At 70.0% G+C, this 17,827-nt stretch carries 18 protein-coding genes; 7 read left to right on the forward strand and 11 right to left on the reverse strand.

The window, feature by feature from the left end:
- Positions 1-23: 23 nt before the first annotated feature.
- The 10 genes from AC07SQ_RS01280 to AC07SQ_RS01325 form a co-directional block, all read right to left on the reverse strand.
- Complete coding sequence (locus tag AC07SQ_RS01280; RefSeq protein WP_495271287.1) at positions 24-1,508, reverse strand: flavin-containing monooxygenase; 1,485 nt, start codon at positions 1,506-1,508, stop codon at positions 24-26.
- 19 nt (positions 1,509-1,527) lie between these two features.
- The gene (locus AC07SQ_RS01285) at positions 1,528-3,138 is read right to left on the reverse strand and encodes an MFS transporter (protein WP_495271286.1); all 1,611 of its coding nucleotides are present in this window, start codon (positions 3,136-3,138) and stop codon (positions 1,528-1,530) included.
- Between the two features lie 62 nt (positions 3,139-3,200).
- The gene (locus tag AC07SQ_RS01290; protein ID WP_495271285.1) at positions 3,201-3,827 is read right to left on the reverse strand and encodes a PqiC family protein; all 627 of its coding nucleotides are present in this window, start codon (positions 3,825-3,827) and stop codon (positions 3,201-3,203) included.
- On the reverse strand, positions 3,824-5,485 hold the full coding sequence (locus tag AC07SQ_RS01295; RefSeq protein ID WP_062480236.1) for a PqiB family protein: 1,662 nt from the start codon (positions 5,483-5,485) through the stop codon (positions 3,824-3,826). The genes AC07SQ_RS01290 and AC07SQ_RS01295 overlap by 4 nt, the downstream gene beginning before the upstream one ends.
- On the reverse strand, positions 5,482-6,219 hold the full coding sequence (locus AC07SQ_RS01300) for a paraquat-inducible protein A (RefSeq protein ID WP_062480247.1): 738 nt from the start codon (positions 6,217-6,219) through the stop codon (positions 5,482-5,484). Before AC07SQ_RS01300 ends, AC07SQ_RS01295 begins: the two co-directional genes overlap by 4 nt.
- A 2-nt stretch (positions 6,220-6,221) precedes the next feature.
- Positions 6,222-6,878 (reverse strand): paraquat-inducible protein A, encoded by a 657-nt coding sequence (locus AC07SQ_RS01305; RefSeq protein ID WP_495271284.1) that lies wholly within the window; start codon positions 6,876-6,878, stop codon positions 6,222-6,224.
- Positions 6,879-6,898: 20 nt separating this feature from the next.
- The gene (locus tag AC07SQ_RS01310; protein WP_495271283.1) at positions 6,899-8,329 is read right to left on the reverse strand and encodes an MFS transporter; all 1,431 of its coding nucleotides are present in this window, start codon (positions 8,327-8,329) and stop codon (positions 6,899-6,901) included.
- Between the two features lies 1 nt (position 8,330).
- Positions 8,331-9,548, reverse strand: coding sequence for a multidrug effflux MFS transporter (locus tag AC07SQ_RS01315; RefSeq protein ID WP_167395025.1), 1,218 nt, complete (start codon positions 9,546-9,548; stop codon positions 8,331-8,333).
- A gap of 99 nt (positions 9,549-9,647) precedes the next feature.
- Positions 9,648-10,259 (reverse strand): pyridoxamine 5'-phosphate oxidase family protein, encoded by a 612-nt coding sequence (locus tag AC07SQ_RS01320; RefSeq protein ID WP_495271282.1) that lies wholly within the window; start codon positions 10,257-10,259, stop codon positions 9,648-9,650.
- A complete protein-coding gene (locus tag AC07SQ_RS01325) occupies positions 10,256-11,431 on the reverse strand; it encodes an MFS transporter (protein ID WP_495271281.1) in 1,176 nt (391 codons plus the stop codon). The genes AC07SQ_RS01320 and AC07SQ_RS01325 overlap by 4 nt, the downstream gene beginning before the upstream one ends.
- A gap of 78 nt (positions 11,432-11,509) precedes the next feature.
- Between AC07SQ_RS01325 and AC07SQ_RS01330 the strand changes: the two genes are divergently transcribed.
- Together AC07SQ_RS01330 and AC07SQ_RS01335 are read left to right on the forward strand one after the other, a co-directional pair.
- Positions 11,510-12,391 carry a LysR substrate-binding domain-containing protein gene (locus AC07SQ_RS01330; RefSeq protein ID WP_495271280.1) on the forward strand — a complete coding sequence of 294 codons (882 nt, stop codon included), beginning with the start codon at positions 11,510-11,512 and terminating at the stop codon, positions 12,389-12,391.
- Positions 12,392-12,469: 78 nt separating this feature from the next.
- Positions 12,470-13,690, forward strand: a complete 1,221-nt coding sequence (locus AC07SQ_RS01335; RefSeq protein ID WP_495271279.1) for an MFS transporter — start codon at positions 12,470-12,472, stop codon at positions 13,688-13,690.
- Positions 13,691-13,700: 10 nt separating this feature from the next.
- Here AC07SQ_RS01335 and AC07SQ_RS01340 read toward each other — a convergent pair whose 3' ends face one another.
- Positions 13,701-14,258, reverse strand: a complete 558-nt coding sequence (locus AC07SQ_RS01340) for a methylated-DNA--[protein]-cysteine S-methyltransferase (RefSeq protein WP_495271278.1) — start codon at positions 14,256-14,258, stop codon at positions 13,701-13,703.
- A 252-nt stretch (positions 14,259-14,510) separates the two neighbouring features.
- Here AC07SQ_RS01340 and AC07SQ_RS01345 point away from each other — a divergent pair, with 252 nt between their 5' ends.
- The 5 genes from AC07SQ_RS01345 to AC07SQ_RS01365 are packed head-to-tail and all read left to right on the forward strand — an operon-like array spanning position 14,511 to position 17,820.
- The gene (locus AC07SQ_RS01345; protein WP_495276241.1) at positions 14,511-15,113 is read left to right on the forward strand and encodes a GspH/FimT family pseudopilin; all 603 of its coding nucleotides are present in this window, start codon (positions 14,511-14,513) and stop codon (positions 15,111-15,113) included.
- Positions 15,110-15,706: a type IV pilus modification protein PilV gene (pilV, locus tag AC07SQ_RS01350; protein ID WP_495271276.1), complete on the forward strand. Its 597-nt coding sequence runs from the start codon at positions 15,110-15,112 to the stop codon at positions 15,704-15,706. Before AC07SQ_RS01345 ends, pilV begins: the two co-directional genes overlap by 4 nt.
- Positions 15,703-16,707 carry a PilW family protein gene (locus tag AC07SQ_RS01355; protein WP_495271275.1) on the forward strand — a complete coding sequence of 335 codons (1,005 nt, stop codon included), beginning with the start codon at positions 15,703-15,705 and terminating at the stop codon, positions 16,705-16,707. Before pilV ends, AC07SQ_RS01355 begins: the two co-directional genes overlap by 4 nt.
- Positions 16,704-17,312: a pilus assembly PilX family protein gene (locus tag AC07SQ_RS01360; RefSeq protein WP_495271274.1), complete on the forward strand. Its 609-nt coding sequence runs from the start codon at positions 16,704-16,706 to the stop codon at positions 17,310-17,312. The genes AC07SQ_RS01355 and AC07SQ_RS01360 overlap by 4 nt, the downstream gene beginning before the upstream one ends.
- 4 nt (positions 17,313-17,316) lie before the next feature.
- Positions 17,317-17,820 (forward strand): type IV pilin protein, encoded by a 504-nt coding sequence (locus AC07SQ_RS01365; protein WP_495271273.1) that lies wholly within the window; start codon positions 17,317-17,319, stop codon positions 17,818-17,820.
- Positions 17,821-17,827 lie beyond the last annotated feature (7 nt).

A 17,827-nucleotide genomic window follows, 5' to 3' on the forward strand; every position in this document is an offset into this window, starting at 1 on the left:
CACGCAACGCGGTCAGGCCGCGATCAAACCGCTCGGTTCGAGAACGCCATCACGCCATCGTCCACGCGCCCGAGGCGCAGCAGGAGGATGTCGCGCAGGTAGTTCTGGTGCAGCTTCCACGGCGTGCGCGCGCCCTGCTTGGGAAACTTGTCGAGCGAGCGCTGCACGTAGCCCGAGCTGAAATCGATCCACGGTTCGGGCGACAGGTCGGGGCCCGCGTTGTGCGGCGTGCATTGCCGCCAGCCGTGCTTGTGCATGTGGTTCAGCAGCCGGCAGACGTAGGCGCAGGTCAGGTCGCACTTGAGCGTCCACGAGGCGTTGGTGTAGCCGAAGGACGAGGCCAGGTTGGGCACGTCGCTGTACATCATGCCCTTGTAGTTGAAGGTCGCTGCGGGGTCGACGCGGCGGCCGTCCACGCTCAGTTCGATGCCGCCGAGCACCTGCAGCTCGAGGCCGGTGGCGGTGACGACGATGTCGGCCTCCAGCACGCGGCCCGACTTCAGCCGCAAGCCCTCGGGCGTGAAGGTGTCGATGTGGTCCGTGACCATCGAGGCGCGCCCGGCGTTCAGCGCCGCGAACAGGTCGCCGTCGGGCACGAGGCACAGGCGCTGGTCCCACGGGTTGTAGCGCGGCGTGAAGTGCGTGGCGATGTCGTAGCCGGGCCCGAGTGCGTGGCGCACGCCGCCCAGCAGCATGCGTTTCACGCGCGCCGGCTTGCGCCGCGCGAGCCGGAAGAACAGCATGCCGAGCGTCACGTTCTTCCAGCGCGTGAGGCGGTACGCGGCCATCGCCGGCAGCAGGCGCCGCAGGCGGCTGGCAATCGGGTCTTCGGCCGGGCGCGCCACCACATAGGTCGGCGAGCGCTGCAGCAGCGTGACGTGCGCGGCGGTCTGCGCCATGGCCGGCACCAGCGTCATCGCGGTGGCGCCGCTGCCGATCACGACCACGCGCTGGCCGCGGTGGTCCAGGTCGGCGGGCCAGTGCTGCGGATGCACGATGCGGCCTTTGAAGTCGGCCAAGCCGGCGAAGTCGGGCGTGTAGCCCGCCTCGTAGCGGTAGTAGCCGCTGCACAGGAAGAGGAAGTTGCAGCGCCACTGCACGGGCTGCTTGTTGGGGCCCTGCTCCACGTCGACCGTCCAGCAGGCGTCGGCGCTCGACCAGGCGGCGCGCACCACGCGGTGCTGGTAGTGGATCTTGTCGTCGATGCCGTGCTGGCGCGCGGTGTCGCGCACGTACTGCAGGATCGAGGGGCCGTCGGCGATCGCCTTGGCCTGCGTCCACGGGCGGAACACGTAGCCCAGCGTGTACATGTCGGAGTCGGAGCGCACGCCCGGGTAGCGGAACAGGTCCCAGGTGCCGCCGCTGCGTTCGCGCCCTTCGAGGATCGCGTAGCTGCGGCCCGGGCACTGCGCCTGCAGGTGGCAGGCGGCGCCGATGCCGGACAGGCCGGCACCGACGATCAGGACATCGACGTGCGGCGGCGCGACGGCCGGTTGTGCTGCTTCCATCGGTGGTTTGTCTCCTGTCTCATGGCTTGTTGTTGTCTGGCTTTTCCAAGGGCGTGCGCCGGATCATCAGCCAGGCGCTGACCGCACTCAGCACGGCCAGGCCGGCGCTCAGCAGCATCACCCAGCGAAAGCCCGCGACGAAGGATTCGGCCACCGCGTGCTTCACGGCGGCGACGGTGGCCGCATCGGCGCCCGGCGGTGCGCCGGCCGCGGCCAGCCGGTCGCGCTCGGCCGCAAGAAAAGCCCGCACCTCGTCCGACGCGCCCATCGCCTGCAGCCGCTCGGCCAGCGCCGCGTCGAAGGCCCAGGCCATGATGGCGCCGAAGACGGCAATCGCCAGCACCGCCGCCGCGCGCGACACCGCGTTGTTCACGCCCGAGGCCACGCCCGCGAGGTCGGGCCCCACGGCATTCATGACCGTGGTGGTGAGCGGCGCGACCGTCACCGTCATGCCGAAACCCAGCACCACCACGGCCGGCAGGAAGCCGCTCCAGTAGCTCGCACCCACGCCCGGCAGCGCGAACAGCGCAAAGCCCACGGCCGCGATGGCCGGCCCGATGACCAGCGGCACGCGCGGTCCGAAACGGTCGACCAGCTGCCCGGCCCAGCCCGAGAGCGCGAACATCAGGAAGATGAACGGCAGCAGCGCCGCGCCCGCCACCGTGGCCGAGTAGCCCTGCACCTGGATCAGGTTGAGCGGAAAGAAATACAGCCCGCCGCCCAGCGCCGCATACAGCAGCAGCGTCAGCAGGTTGGCGCCGCTGAAGTTGCCGATGCGCAGCAGCGACAGCGGCAGCATCGGTGTGCGCGCCCGGCGTTCGGCGACGACGAAGCCGATGCTGCCCGCGACACCGATGGCCAGCGCCGCGAGCACGGCCGGCGAACGCCAGCCCTGCGTCGGCGCTTCGATGAAGGCGTAGACGATACCGCCCAGTCCGGCGGTCGCCAGCAGCGCGCCCCACAGGTCGAGCCCGCCGCGCGCCGCGGCGCCTTTGCTCTCGGGCACGTGGCGGCGCACGATCCACAGCACCAGCAGCGCCATCGGCACGTTGATGAGAAAAGCCCAGATCCACGAGAAGTGATCGACCAGGAAGCCGCCCAGCACCGGCCCCACCGCCGCCGTGATGCCGCTGAAGCCCGACCAGGTGCCGATGGCCTTCCCGCGTTCCTTCTCGGGAAACGACGCGCTGATGAGCGCCAGGCTGCCCGGCACCAGCAGCGCCCCGCCGATGCCTTGAATCGCGCGTGCGGCGATGAGCTGCTGCACGTCGGCCGCGAGCGCACAGCCCACCGACGACAAAGCGAACACGACGACGCCGATGGCAAAGATGCGCCGCCGCCCGTAGCGGTCGCCGAGCGCTCCGCCCACCAGCAGCAGCGCCGCGAGCAACAAGGCGTACGACTCGACCACCCATTGCGCCTGGAAGGCCGTGGCATGCAGGTCGGCCTGGATCGCCGGCAAGGCGACGTTGACCACGGTGCCGTCGATGAAGGCCATGCTCGAGCCGACGATGGCCGCGGCGAGCACCCAGGGCTTGGAGACTTCGGGGCAGGCGCCCTCTTCCGTGGGAGATGGAGACCCATGCAGGATCAGCGTGTCGTCGCAGGGCGCCTTGCCGATCTGTGCCATGGGGCCTCCGTTCTAGCGAATGGTGGCGTGGAGCCTTCCCCCGTCGGGGAAAGGTGAAAGCCTCAGGTCGCGCACGCCGTCGCGCCCGGGTTCGTCCGCGCCGCGTTCACGCTGCGCGCCATGGCCGCCGCCGCCGCGGCCGTCACGCGCTGCGCGCCTTGCGCCAGCGCGTCCATGCCGCCGCCGGTGGCTTCGCCCGCGTCGAGCCGGCACACCAGCGTGCGAGCCTCGTCGGAGCGGCGCAGGGTCCAGGTGAAGCCGGCGTCCACGCGCCCGCCGTCCACCATCTCGAACTGGCGCACCTGCACCGCCACGCGCCACACGGGCTGCGAGGTCTGGCGGCCGCCCTGCGTGACGTCGAGCGCGCCGAGCCGGCTGGCGATGCCGCTGCCCAGCGCGTCGCGCAGCTCGTTCTCGAAGGACGAGGCCCAGCGGTGCTGCTCGAGCACGTCGACCTGCACGCCGCCGGTCGGGCGGCGCACCACCATCTGCGGGCGCGCGAGCCGCTCGGGCACGGCCACGGGCGCGAGCTCGATGTACAGCGGCGTGGCGGCATCGCTCTGGCGCGGCGCGGCATCGGTGAGCGCGGGCGGGCTGGCCAGCGTGTAGTAGCTGTCGGGCTTGCTCGCGCAGCCTGCCAGCACCATCAACGCGGCGGCGCCCGCGAGCGCGAAGGTCGTCGTCTTCATTTCTTGTCGTCCGGTTTGCCGCGCAGCAGCGATTCGGGATGGCGTTCGAGGTAGTCGGTCAGCACGCGCACCGAGCCGGCGGCGCGCGTCAGCTCGCGCAGGGTCTGGCGCATGTCCTGCTGCAGCGGCGAGTCGTCGGCCAGCGTGCGTTCGGCCGAGTTGACGGTCTTGCGCACGTCCTTCATGGCGGCGGCCAGCTCGGGCGTCACGTCGCTGTTGATGCGGCTGACGGTCTGCTCGGCGCTGGTGAGCGTCTTGTTGAGCGTGGCCAGCGTGGTGCGCAGGTCGGTGGCGATCTGCTCGTAGGGCACCTTGTTGAGCTTGGTCGCGATTTCCTGCACCTGCGACTGGATCTCGTCCAGGCCGTTGGCGATGGTGGGCAGCTCGATCGGGCTCTTCGACAGGTCGATCTTCGCCGGCGGCGCCTTCGGGAAGAAGTCGAGTGCCACGTAGACCTGGCCGGTCAACAGGTTGCCGTTGCGCAGCTGGGCGCGCAGACCCTTCTCGGCCAGGAAGCGCAGCCGCTCCTGCTGCGTCGCGCGCGACTCCGTGGCCTGCGCACCGGCGCCGCTTTCGCGACGGCGCAGGCGGTCGGGGTAGATCTGCACCAGCACCGGCATGCGGAACTCGCGCTCGGCGCGGTCGAACTCGACGCCGATGGATTTCACCTCGCCCAGCACCACGCCGCGGAAGTCGACCGGTGCGCCCGGCGTGAGGCCGCGCAGCGACTGGTTGAAGTACATCAGCAGCGTCTGCGAAGGGCCGTCGGGCTCCTTCATGGCGGCGCTTTCGTCCTGCGCCAGCGCGAAGGCCGTGTTCTCCTTGGCCAGCGGGCCCATGGCGTCGTCGGGCGCCTGGAAGGCGATGCCGCCGAGCAGGATGGTGGCCAGCGACTGCGTGCGCAGCGTGAAGCCGCTGGCGCTGAGCTGCGCGTCGATGCCGCTGGCCTGCCAGAAGCGCGTGTTCATGCCGACGAACTTGTCGTACGGCGCGTTCACGAACACCCGCAGCGTGACGCCGCGGCCGTCGCCGTCGAGCTCGTAGGCCGCGACCTGCCCGACCTTGATGCGCCGGAAGTACACGGGCGAACCCACGTCGAGCGAGCCCACGTCGCGCGCGCGCAGCAAGAACTGCTGGCCCGAGTCGCCGCGTGTGACGATGGGCGGGGCTTCGAGGCCGGTGAACTCGCCCGCGGTTTCCTTCTCGACGCCCGCGTCGGCGCCGATGTAGGCGCCCGACAGCAGCGTGCCCAGGCCCGAGATGCCCGAGGTGTCCAACCGCGGCCGCACCACCCAGAAGCGCGAGTCGGCCGAGGTGAAGCCCTCGGCGTCCTTGTTGAGCTGCACCAGCACGCGCACGTGCGAGCGGTCGCGCGCCAGCCGCAGGCTCTGCACCAGGCCGATCTGCACGTCCTTGTATTTCACGGCGGTCTTGCCGGCTTCGAGGCCCTCGGCCGTCTTGAAGGTGAGCACGATCTCGGGGCCGCGCTCCATGAGGATGCGGGCCACCAGCGTCACGCCGACCAGCGCGGCGACGATGGGAATCAGCCAGATCAGCGAGGGCAGCCATTCGCGGCGGCGCGCCACTTTCGGCTTCGGCAGCGCGGGCGGGGCCGACGCTGCCGGACGGTCTTGCGGTTGCGTGTCTTCTTCACTCATGCGATTTTTTCTTCCCTGCTTTCAATGTGTCGTTCGTCCGTGTCTGCTTGCGGCACCGGGCCGTCCCACGTCAGGCGCGGGTCGAAGCTCAGCGAGGCCAGCATGGTCAGCACCACCACCGCGCCGAAGGCCGCAATGCCCACGCCGGCGGTGATGACCGCGAAGCCCTGGATCTGCACCAGCCCGGTCAGCAGCGACACCACGAACACGTCGAGCATCGACCAGCGGCCGATGATCTCGATGATGTGATACAGCTTGGCCCGCTCGCGCCGGCGCCAGTTGCTGCGCCGCTGCGCCAGCACCACAAGCAAGAGCAGTACCGCCAGCTTGAACAGCGGCACCAGGAAGCTCGCGATGAACACGATGGCCGCCAGCCCCCAGGCGCCCGACACCCAGAAGTAGATGACGCCGCTCAGGATGGTGTCGTACTGCGCGCCGAACAGCGTGCGCGTGATCATCACCGGCAGCAGGTTGGCCGGGATGTACATGATGCAGGCCGCGATCAGGAAGGCCCAGGTGCGGTTCAGGCTCTGCGGCTTGCGCGTGTGCAGGTGCGTGCCGCAGCGGGCACAGGCGTCGCCATCTTCGGCATCGCGCCAGACGGCCGTGCAGTGCGTGCAGACGTGCAGACCGAGCGCGGCGGCCGTCGGCACCGGGTTCTCGTGGTCGTGCTCGTCGTCGGCCTGCGCCTCCCAGGGGCGTGCCGAGGCCAGGCGGGCGGGCAGCCCGCGCATGTTCATGCGCGCACCTCCGGCGCTTCTGCATCAGCTTGTGCGTCTTCTTCATCGGCCTGACGGAAGGTCATTTCCCAGAACGCGCCGGGGTTGAACGACAACACGGCCGTGAGCGTCACGGTGAGCGCCACGAAGGCCCACAGCGCGGGGCCCGGCACCACCGTCGCCATGCTCGACAGCTTGACGATCGCCACCAGCACGCCGAGCAGGAACACCTCGATCATTCCCCAGGGCCGCAGCGACTGCATCATGCGCACCAGCACCGCGAAGCCCCAGGGCCGGTGCGCGCGGGCGAGCGGCACCAGCAGGTAGGCCAGGATGCACAGCTGCAGCAGCGGAAACAGGATGGTCGTGGCCAGCACCAGCAGCGCCACCGGCGACATGCCCTCGGCGCTCAGCACCACCACCGCGCCGGCCAGCGTGGTCTGGCTGCGCAGGCCCTGCAGCTCGATCTCGACGATGGGAAACAGGTTGGCGATGGCGAACATGATCAGGCTCGCGACCGTCAGCGGCAGGATGCGCCGCTGCTGCGCGCCCGGGTGCCGGTCGAGCTCGGTGCCGCAACGCGGGCACTCGGCCACGTCGCGCGGCGCCAGCGGCGTGCGGGCGTAGACCGCGTCGCAGCCCGGGCAGACCACGGTGTCAGGTACTTCCTTCATGAGGCCGTACCCTACCTTATTCAGGCATGCGGACTTGTCGTCTTCAGCCGCAGACTGCTGAAAACCGCCGCCACCGCCGCGCAACCCGCCGCCAGCACCAGCGCCACCACGGGGCCGTGCCCGCCATGCGGGCTCCAGACACTGAACACTGCCGCCAGCACCACGGCCCCGAGCGTCTGCCCGGTGAGCCGCGCCGTGCCCAGCATGCCGCTGGCCGCACCACTTCGGTGCGCGGGTGGCGAGCTCACGATGGTGTGGTTGTTCGGCGACTGGAACAGGCCGAAGCCCAGGCCGCACAGCGCCATGCGCCAGGCGATGTCGGCATTGCCCGGATGCGCCGGCAGCGCCGCGAGCAGCGCCAGTCCCGTGGCCAGCAGGCCCAGGCCGATGCCGCCCAGCAGCCCGTCGGGGTAGCGCCCGATCAGCCGCCCGGCGATGGGCGCCATCACCACGATGGCCAGCGGCCAGGCCGTGATCAGCAGGCCGGCCTCGATGTGGCTGCGGCCGTACACGTCGAGCAGCAGGAACGGCAGCGCGATGTAGGCCAGCATCTGCGCGCAGAACGCCGCCACCGAGGTGCCCATCGACAGCGCGAACACCGGAATGCGCAGCAGGTCGATGGGAAAGAGCGGCACCGCCTGCGTGCGCTGGCGCCGCAGGTAGACGAAGCCCACCGCCAGCCCGGCCGCCAGCGTGGCCCAGGCCGACCACGGCGTGCCCGTGGCCTGCACCCCGCCCTCGCGCACGCCCAGCTGGTCCACGCCGAGGAAGACCAGCGAGAACATCAGCACGTTGAGCGTCACGTCGATGGGCGAGAAGCGCGCGCCCGCGGCCGGCGCCGCGCGGTTGAACGGCAGCGCGCGCATGCCGAGTGCGAAGGTCACGATGCCCAGCGGCACGTTGATGGCAAAGAGCCACGGCCACGACGCCACCGACAAAATCGCCGCCGCCACCGAAGGCCCGGCCACCGACGAGGTGGCGACCACCAGCGAATTGATGGCCATGCCCCGCCCCAGCTGCGCCGAGGGGAACGTGAGCCGCACCAGCGCCGCGTTGACGCTCATGATCCCTGCCGCGCCCAGCCCCTGCAGCGCACGCGACGCGATCAGCGTGGCGAGCGAGTTGGCGAAGGTCGCGGCCAGCGACGACACGGTGAACACCGCCATGCCCACCAGGTACACGCGCCGGTAGCCCACGAGGTCGCCCAGCGAGGCCAGCGGCAGCAGCATCACCAGCGTGGCGATCTGGTAGGCGTTGACCACCCAGATGGCCTGCGCCGGCGTGGCCTGCAGTTCACGCGCGATGCCGGGCAGCGCCAGGTTGACGATGGTGCCGTCGAGCACCGACACCGTGAGCCCGAGGATGATGACCAGCATCGCCCAGCCGCGCGCGGGCGCGGCCAGGCCGTCGAGCTGGGCCTGCGGGCCGTTGCCTGTCATGGCGACCGTCATGTCAGGCCTCCTGCGCCCTGCCCCCGGTCGGCTCCGAGCGCACGCCGCCGAGCGTGAGCCAGGTCAGCACCAGCGCGATGAGCGCGCCGGCGGCCATGCCCGCCACCATCGGCAGCGGCCGGCCGTTGGAGAACAGGCCCACCACCGCCATCGCGAGCGCGCCGGTCAGCATCTGCAGCGTGCCCAGCAGCGCCGAGGCCGTGCCGGCGATGGCGCCGTGCATCTCGAGCGCCAGCACGCCGGTGGTCGGGATCACGAGGCCCATGAAGCCCGAGGCGATGAAGTACAGGACGATCAGCACCCACAGGTTGTCGCCGCCCATCGCGAAGTACACGAACATGGCGACCATCGCCACGCCGCAGCAGGCCACGCCGAACTTGACGAGGTTGACCAGCCCGTAGCGCTCGCCCAGCGAGCCCGTGAACTGCGAGGCCGCGATGAAGGCCGCCGCGTTCACGCCGAAGGCCACGCTGTACATCGCGGGCGACAGGCCGTAGTGGTCGATCATCACGAACGACGAGTTGGCCAGGTAGGTGAAGAAGCCCGCCATGGCGAAGCTGCCGATGAACACCAGCCCGAGGTAGTGCCAGTCGCGCAGCAGCAGCCAGTAGGCCGACAGCGCGCTGCCCAGGCTGCTTTCGACGCGCTCCGAGGCCGGGCGTGTTTCGTCGAGCAGCTTGACCATCATGGCCAGGCCCGCCACCGCGGCGATGGTGACGGCCCAGAACACGCCGCGCCAGCCGGTGAAGGCGATGACCAGGCTGCCCGCGAGCGGCGCGAGGATCGGCGACACGCTGAACACCAGCATCAGCAGCGACATCAGCCGCGCGGCATCGGTGCCCGTGTGCAGGTCGCGCACCACGGCGCGCGGAATCGCCATGCCGGCGGCCGCGCCCAGGCCCTGCACGAAGCGCAGCGCGATCAGGGTCTGGATGTCGGTCGCCAGCGCGCAGCCCACGCTGGCCAGCGCGAACAGCACCAGCCCGGCATACAGCGGCGGCTTGCGCCCCACCATGTCGGAGATCGGACCGTAGAGCAGCTGGCCCGCGCCGAGCGACAGGAAGAAGGCGGTGAGGCTCATCTGCACCGCGCCGATGTCCGCATGCAGGCTCTGCCCGATGGCGGGCAAAGCCGGGAGGTACATGTCGATCGCGAAAGGCCCGATGGCGGAGAGCAGGCCCAGCAACAGGGCCATCTTGAAGAACGGAGAAGAACGCATTGGGTCGATTGTGGCGAAGGCTCGCAATCGGTGCAGGCGTGGGGTCGGCGGCTTTCGCCGCTAGTGCATTCGTTCTACCGGGCGGTACGCCGCGCCCCTTCAGTACAGCGTGGCCTGCTGGCGCGCGGGCAGTTCGCGGTCGTAGGTGACGCCGTCGAAGGCCGCATCGGTCAGCGCCGAAAGGATGCCACCTGGCGTCGGCACGGTGCGCGGCGCGTTCGGCGGCACCGGCGCCCAGAGCTTGGAACGCTGGATGGCGCGGGCGCACTGGAAGAACACGGTCTCGACGGCGACCTCGATCACGCACTGCGGCGCACGCCCTTCCACCGCGAAGCGCGCCAGCAACTCAGGCGCCACGCTGATGCGTGCGCGCCCGTTCACGCGCAGCGTCTCGCCCACGCCCGGAATCAGGAACAGCAAGGCCACGCGCGGGTCGGCCACGATGTTGCGCAGGCTGTCGATGCGGTTGTTGCCGCGCCGCTCGGGGAGCAGCAAGGTCTTGTCGTCCTGCACCGCGACGAAGCCCGGGGCGTCGCCGCGCGGTGAGGCGTCGAGCCCGCCGGGCCCGGTGGTCGCGAGCACCGCGAACGGCGATGCGGCGATCAACGCCTGGTAGCTCGGGTGCAGGTACGGCACCTCTTTCTTGAGCGAGGCCTCGCCCGGCTGGCCGAACAGGGCTTCGAGTTGCGCAACGGTGTCGATGGTGGTCATGGGGCGATGTTCTCCTGGATTGGGGTGGGTGGCGATGCGCGTCGGACACAGGCCAGCGCCGCCACCGCCAGCAACAGCGCGGCACTGCCGTAGATCCACGGCGGCGAAGCAATGGGCAGCAGCACGCCGGCCAGCAAGGGCCCGGCGCCCGCGCCGATGTCGCGCCAGACCGCACGGGCCGCCAGCGCCCGCACGCGCTCCGGTCCGGGCGTGCGACGCGCCACGATGGGCGGCAGGAGCGGCAGCTGCAGCGCGCGCAGCACCACGATCAGCGCCGCGCAGCTCCACAGCCAGCCCAGGCCGAAGCCCACGAGCGCGAGCGACGTCACCAGAGACAGGCTCACGAGCAGGCGCTCGGCGCCGAAATGCTCCGCCATGCGCCCGCCCACCGGTCCGAGGAAGATTTCCGCGAGGTAGCGCAGCGCCATCAGCACACTGGCCACGATCACCGCACCGCCGGGCAGCAGGTCCTTGCCGAGGTACGACAGGCCCACGATGAACAGGCCGTCGAGCGCCAGCCCTTCCATGAAGGACCAGCCGTCCAGCGCGTTCGGCCGCGAGAAGCGCCGTGTCGGCGCTGCGCTGTGGTGCGGCTTCGACGGCAGCCGCCGGGTGACGAACAGCGCGAGCAATGACACCACCGCCAGCACGCCGAAGATCGCGCGCGGACCGACCGTGTACGCCAGCAGCGCACCGAGCGGCAGCGCGAGCACCGGCCCGGTCGCGATGAAGGCGCGCGACCGCCCGCTGCGCCGCGCGGCACCGAGCGGGTCGGCCGTGGCCAGGGCCTGCGTCGACAGGTTGAGTGCCGCGAAGCACAGGCCCCAGGTCAGCCGCAGCGGCAGCAGCGCCCAGAAACCCGAGAGCGTGGCGTAGCCCAGCCCGCAGCAGGCGGCGGCCACCACGGCCAGCGTGCAGCTCGCCCGGTCGCCGTGGCGCGCATAGAAACGCGCCACCCAGCCGTAGCCCGCGATGCGCACCAGCCGGTTGGCCGCCAGCAACAGGCCGACCTCGGCCAGCGAGACGCCGAACTGCGACGCGTACATGGGCAACAGCAGGTACAGCACCACGTCGGCCGGCAGCGACAGGCCGAGCGCCATGGCGGCGTGGCGGGAATCCAGGTCGGTGGAACGGACGGGAACGGCGGGAGAAAGCGGTGGTGCAGCGGACATCGAGCCCGTATCGTGCCCGCTCGCGACGCCCACCGACAAACGACATTCCCGCGCGGCATGCGTGAGAAAATCGCACGCATGCCGCTTCGCGAACCGCCCCTCCATGCCGTGCGTGCCTTCGTGGCGGCGGCCCGCCACCTGAGCTTCACGCGTGCCTCGGTCGAACTGCACGTGACGCACAGCGCGGTGAGCCGACAGATCAAGAGCCTCGAAGCCTGCCTGGGCGTGGCGCTGTTCGAGCGCCGCATCCGGCAGGTCACGCTGACGCCCGAGGGCCAGCAGTTCTTCGCGGAAACCGAACCCGCGCTCGCGCAGATCCACGCGGCGGCCCGCGCGCTGCAGCTGCAGGGCCCGGCGCGCGCGGTGCGCATCAACGTGCGGCCCTCGTTCGCGGTGCGCTGGCTGATTCCCCGGCTGCCGTCGTTCGTGGAACGCCATCCCGATATCGAGCCGCAGGTCGTCACCAGCACCGTCATGCCCGAGCAGGCCACGGACAGCTTCGACATCGCCGTGCGCCGAGGCCTCGAAGGCTGGCCGTCGTCGATCCAGGTGCGGCCTTTCCTCGAAGACGAAGTGCTGGTGGTCGGCGCGCCCGCGCTGTTCAAGGCGCAGCCGCTGCCCGACCTGCGCGCCCTCGCCTCGCATGTGCTGCTGTCGGCCCGCACGCGCAAGGACGACTGGGACGACTGGAAGAAGCAGGTCGGCGCACCGCGCGCGCGGCCGGCCGGGCGGCTGCAGTTCGATCACCTGCACTTCGTGCTGCAGGCCGCGGTCGACGGGTTGGGCATCGCGCTGGCGCCGACCTCGCTGGTGGCGCACGACCTGGCGTCGGGCCGGCTGCAATCGCCGCTGCCTGGGTTGCGGATGACGCTGGAGCGCTACTACTACGGCCTCGCCCCCGACGCGGTGCCCGAAGCGGTGTGCGTGGCCGAGTGGTTCGAGCAGATGAACGCGGGCTGAGGCTTCCACGTCCGTAAACGGCCAGCGGCAGACGGGCGCGGCCCCGAGGATGCGGTCTTTCTTTTCGTGTGCCGCCCCATGCCCTCGCCTCTTCCCCGTTCCTTCTCCCACCTTGCCTGGGCCAATCTGGCGGCGCAGTCCGCCGAACAACTGAGCCTCGCGGCCGTGCCGCTGGTGGCCGTGCTCGCGCTCGGCGCCGGGCCGGGTGAGATCGGCTTCCTGGCGGCGGTGCAGACGCTGCCCTTCCTGCTGGTCTCACTGCCGATGGGCCTGCTCGCGGACCGCATGTCGCGCCGTCGCCTGATGGTGTGGGCCGAGGGTCTGCGTGCGGTGTCGCTGCTGGCCTTGCTCGGCATGGTGCTGTCGTCGACGCTGGGCATCGGCGGGCTGGCTGTGCTCGGGTTCCTTGGCGCGGTCGGCACCGTGGGCTTCAGCGTCGCGGCGCCAGCACTGGTGCCTGCCCTCGTGCCGCGTGACACGCTGGCGCGCGCCAACGGGCGGCTGGAGCTGGCGCGCAGCGCCGCCTTCACGGCCGGGCCTGCGCTCGCTGGCGCGCTGGTCGCGTGGGCCGGCGCGTCGTCGGCCTTCGTGCTGGCGGCGGTGCTGTCGGTGGCGGCCGTGGGCCTGTTGCTGCGTTTGAACGAAGCGCCCCGCCCTGCAGCCCCGTCGCGCCATCCGCTGCGCGACGTGCACGACGGCGCGCGCTTCGTCTGGCAACACGCGTTCCTGCGGCCGATGCTGATGACCGGTGCGGTCTTCAACATCTCGTGGTTTGTGCTGCAGGCGGGCTATGTGCCCTATGCCGTGCGCGTGCTGGGCCTCGGCGCGCAGGCCGTGGGCTTCACGCTCGCGATGTACGGTGCGGGCATGGTGGTCGGTGCGCTGCTGACCTCGCGCGTGACGGCGCGCCTGCCGTTCGGCCGTGCGATCCAGGTCGGGCCGGCGGTGGCGGTGGCTGCCGCCGCGACGATGGCGGCCACCCTCGTCGTGCCGACCGCCTCGCTGGCCGCGCTCTCGTTCTTCCTGTTCGGCGCGGGGCCGATGGTCTGGGTCATCACCTCGACCACGCTGCGCCAGAGCGTGACGGCCTCGGCGATGCTGGGTCGGGTGTCGGCGGTGTTCCTCACGGTGAATGCGGGTGCGCGCCCCGTGGGCGCGGCGCTCGGCGGCCTGGTCGGCGCCTTGTGGGGCGAACCGGCCTGCCTGCTGCTGGCGCTCGCGGGCTTCGTGCTGCAGGCCGCGATCATCTTCGGTTCGCGCATCGCAGGACTGCAACAACTGCCCGTGCCGGCGGCCTGACCGTTCAAGCTCAGAACAGCGAGCGCGTCCCGTTCGGCGTGGCGCCTTCGATGTCGAGCATGCGCAGCTTGGTCAACGCGCCGCCGCCCGCGGAGAAACCACCCGGCTTGTTGCCCGCGGCCAGCACGCGGTGGCAGGGTACGACCGGGGCGAAGGGGTTGTGGCCCATGGCCTGCCCGACCGCGCGCGACAGGCCCTTGTCGCCGAGTTCTTCGGCCACCTCGCCGTAGGTGCGCGTCTGCCCCGGCGGAATGCGCCGCGCGATCGCATAGACGCGTTGGTGGAACTCGGACACGCCGCGCATGTCGAGGTCGATGTCGCACAAGTCGTCGGTCGCGCCTTCGAGCAGCGCCTGCACGCCCGCGATGGCGTGCTGCGCGCGCGGCGACGGCGAGGCTTCCTCCAGATCAGGAAAGCGCCGATGCATGCGCGCACGCGTCGCGGCTTCGCCCCGCTCTTCGGGCAGCTGCACACCGACCAGCCCCTGCGGCCCCCAGGCCAGCGCGCACACGCCGATGGCGGTCGGGAACAAGGCAAAGCCGGATTCGGAAGGGGATGCGGCAGTCATCGGAGCATTGTGATTCAAGGTTGAGGAACGACGCGCGGACATGGGCGCGAAGACCTCTTCCGCAGAAGAGAAAAAGTACCAACCAAACACCCCGAAATACCAGACTTTCACTCGGCGCTTCGAGGAATTTCCGCTCATCCTTTCGAACGCACCGAACGTCGGCGAGCCGTTGTCGGACATGTGCATCGCCCCCTAGTCTCGCGCCCAGAAGTTGTCGGCTGAAATTCCAAAACAACAGGGAGACACATGCACATGAGGCCACGCGATTCTTCGCGGCCGGCGCGGCTGCGCGACCAGCGCGGACTGACGGCCATCGAGCTGATGGTCACGCTGGCGATCCTCGCGATCCTGATCGGCATCGCGGCGCCTTCGATGACGCGCTTCATCGTGCAGTGGCGGCTGTCCAACGCCGTCAACGCCGTGACCGGTTCGTTGCGCACCGCACGCACCGAAGCCATCGCCCGCGCAAGACCCGTCGTCGTCTGCCAATTGCGCGCAGGCACCGCGGTCGAGTGCGAAACCGGCTCGGGCGGCAACGATTTCGCGGCCGGCTGGATCGTCTTCGCCAAGAACGACCGCGACGGCGACTTCGCCTATTCCGTGTCGACAGACGAGGTGCTGTTGCGGCAGGACGCACTGCCCGGCATCGCGAAGATCGCTCTTGGCAAAGCCGGCCGTTTTGTCTTCCTGCCCAATGGTCTGGTGAGCTCGGGGAGCAACAGCATCACCGTCGATGCCCCCGGATTCGAAACGGCCAGCACCACCCCATGGGCACGCAAGACGCTGTGCATCAGCAAGCCCGGGCGCATCCGCTACGCCGCGGATGGCGAAGACTGTTCGGGCAACGACGAATGAAGCGCTCTACACAACGCGGTGCCACCCTCATCGAGGTGCTGGTCGCAATCGTCATCCTGGCCATCGGCCTGTTCGGCATGGCGGGGCTCACGTCGGCGGCCCTCAAGTACAACCAGTTCTCGCGCATGCGCGCCACCGGCCTGAGCCTGGTGAACGACTACGCGGAACGTGCTCGCGCCAACCTCGCGGGCTTTGCCGGCTACACCCACGCCAAGGCCTACAACGCCAGCACGCGCGAGACAGCCTCCACGGACCCCACGCCGCCGCCCGCCGCGTGCGAGGTCGACACCTCCGTTCCCGACAGGCCGGTCAACACCTGTGGCGCGGCCATTGCCGCCTACGACCTCGCGCAGTGGCTCACGAATGTCGGGAACCGGCTGCCCGGCGGCACGGCCTACGTCACGACGGAACTGGTCGACGCGGCCTCCGGCGTGAACGGCCTGCCGGCCACGCGCGTGCTGAACATCTGGCTGATCTGGCGCGCCATCGCGGAGGACGTGGGCTTCGGGCTGCACCAGGCCTGCCCCATCGCCGGCGCCAACATCGCGGCCCCGGCAGAGGTGAACTGCATGTATTTCCGGATCACGCTGTGAGCACCGTCTTCGCTGTTCCCCCGCGCAGGCGCAATCCGGTCCGTGGCTTCACGCTGATCGAACTGATGATCTCGCTGACGATCGGGCTGGTGATCCTGGCAGCCGCCTTGTCCACGTTCTCGACCTCCAGCCGCAGCAGCCAGTTGTCGCAGGCCGAGACGCAGTTGAACGAGGACGGCATCCTCGCGCTCAACCTGATCCAGCAGCAACTCAAGCAGGCCGGCTACTCGCAGCAGCTCATCCCGAGCAACGGCGCCACGGTGATGGGCAACTACGCCGGCCCCGCCGTGCGCGGATGCACTGGTGGATTCACCGACGCCGCAGCCGCCTTCGACAAGCTGTCGTGCACGGGCAAAGGCAGCGACGCCATCGCCATCCGCTACGAAGCCACCACCGACAACACCATGCCCACGGGCACCGACGCCAAGCTGGCGACGAACTGCCTGGGCAACGGCATCAACGCCCTCACGCCGTCGCAGGTGAGCCCGTCGCCCACGCCGCCCCCCGGCGCGCCCCCACCCGCCAACTACGCACTGGCCGACAACCGCTATCTGGTGACAGACGCGAGCACGGCGCCGATGCTGTCGTGCCGCGGGATGGAAAAGCGCGACGCCGTCAACGCCATCGGCCCCTCGCAGCCGCTGCTGGCCAACGTCGAGAGCATGCGCATTCTTTATGGCGTGGCCAGCCGTCCCAGCATCGAGCTGGCGGCCACCTACGACCCGTTGCGGCACCAGATCGTCAAGTACCTCGATGCCGCGGGTGTCGATGCCCTGCCCGGCAGCGGCGTTCTTGCCGATCTCGCCGAAGACCGCTGGAGCCGCGTGCTGAGCGTGCGCGTGTGCCTGCAGATGCGCAGCGACCGGCCGGTGCGCGACGTCCCCGACGGTGGCCTTGCCTACAAGCGATGCGACAACACCGACCGCACCGGCACCGACGGCTACCTGCGCAGGACCTTCACCACCACGGTGCTGCTGCGCAACCGCCTGATCACCCCATGAACACGAAGCCATCCCCTCTTCCGCGCCGCATCGCCGGCCGTGCGCACGAACGCGGCGTCGTGCTGATCGTCACGCTGATCCTGGTCGTGATCCTGTCGCTGGTCGGCACCTTCGCGATCCGCAATGCCACGCAGAGCGAGCGCAGCGTGAACGGCATTCGTTCGACCGAGGTCGCGCGCGAAGCCGCCGAAACCGCGCTGCGCTTTTGCGAACAGGTGGCCATCTTCGATGGCGACGACAAGGACTACACCGAGTACGCCTCCGTCGGCATGCGCGCCCGGATCATCACGACCCCCATCGGCTCGGAGTTCGACGAAACCGCGGCATGGCGCAAGAAGGCCAGCTGGGTGGGCAACAGCGCGATCGTCGTTCCGAAGGCCTACGTCAACAAGAAGCCCACCGGCACCACGGTCGACGTGACGCCCCTGGAGATCGAGCCGCGCTGCCTCATCCAGAAGATCGCCACCACCTCGACGCCCAGTCTGACCGGCTACCTGATCACCGCCCGGGGCTTTGCCAACAACGCCAGGTTCGAGACGTCGACCGGCATCGCCACCCAGGGCGCCGAAGCGTGGCTGCAGTCCGTGCTGACGCGCGACAAATGACTTCATGACCTCCATCGCCATGACACACCTGCCTTCCGCTTCCTCGCGCTCCCGCCGCGGCTTCACGCTGATCGAAGTCATGGTCGTCGTCGCGATCGTCGCCATCCTGGCCGCCATCGCGCTGCCGAACTACCAGGAGCACGTGCGCCGCTCCAAGCGCGCCGAAGCCCAGGGCATCCTGATGGAGGCCGCGCAGTTCATGCAGCGCTACTACTCGGCGAACGATCGCTACACCGCTGCCGCGGGTGATGCCGGCGAAGAGACCGAGCAGAAGAAAGGCGCAGAGAGCCTGCTACCCAGAGCCTTGCAGCAGTCGCCGAAGTCCGGCGCCGCCAACTACACCATCGCCGTCTTCGCCCGGGACACCCCACCCAGCTACATCCTCAAGGCCACCCGCACCGGCAGCATGACCGGCGACCGGTGCGGCACGCTGACCTTGAGCGGCCTGGGTGTGAAGGACATGGATGACGAGGTCGCGGGACTGCTGACGAAGGAGTGCTGGAGATGAATCTCGC

Source organism: Variovorax sp. GW821-FHT06D12, assembly GCF_059419205.1.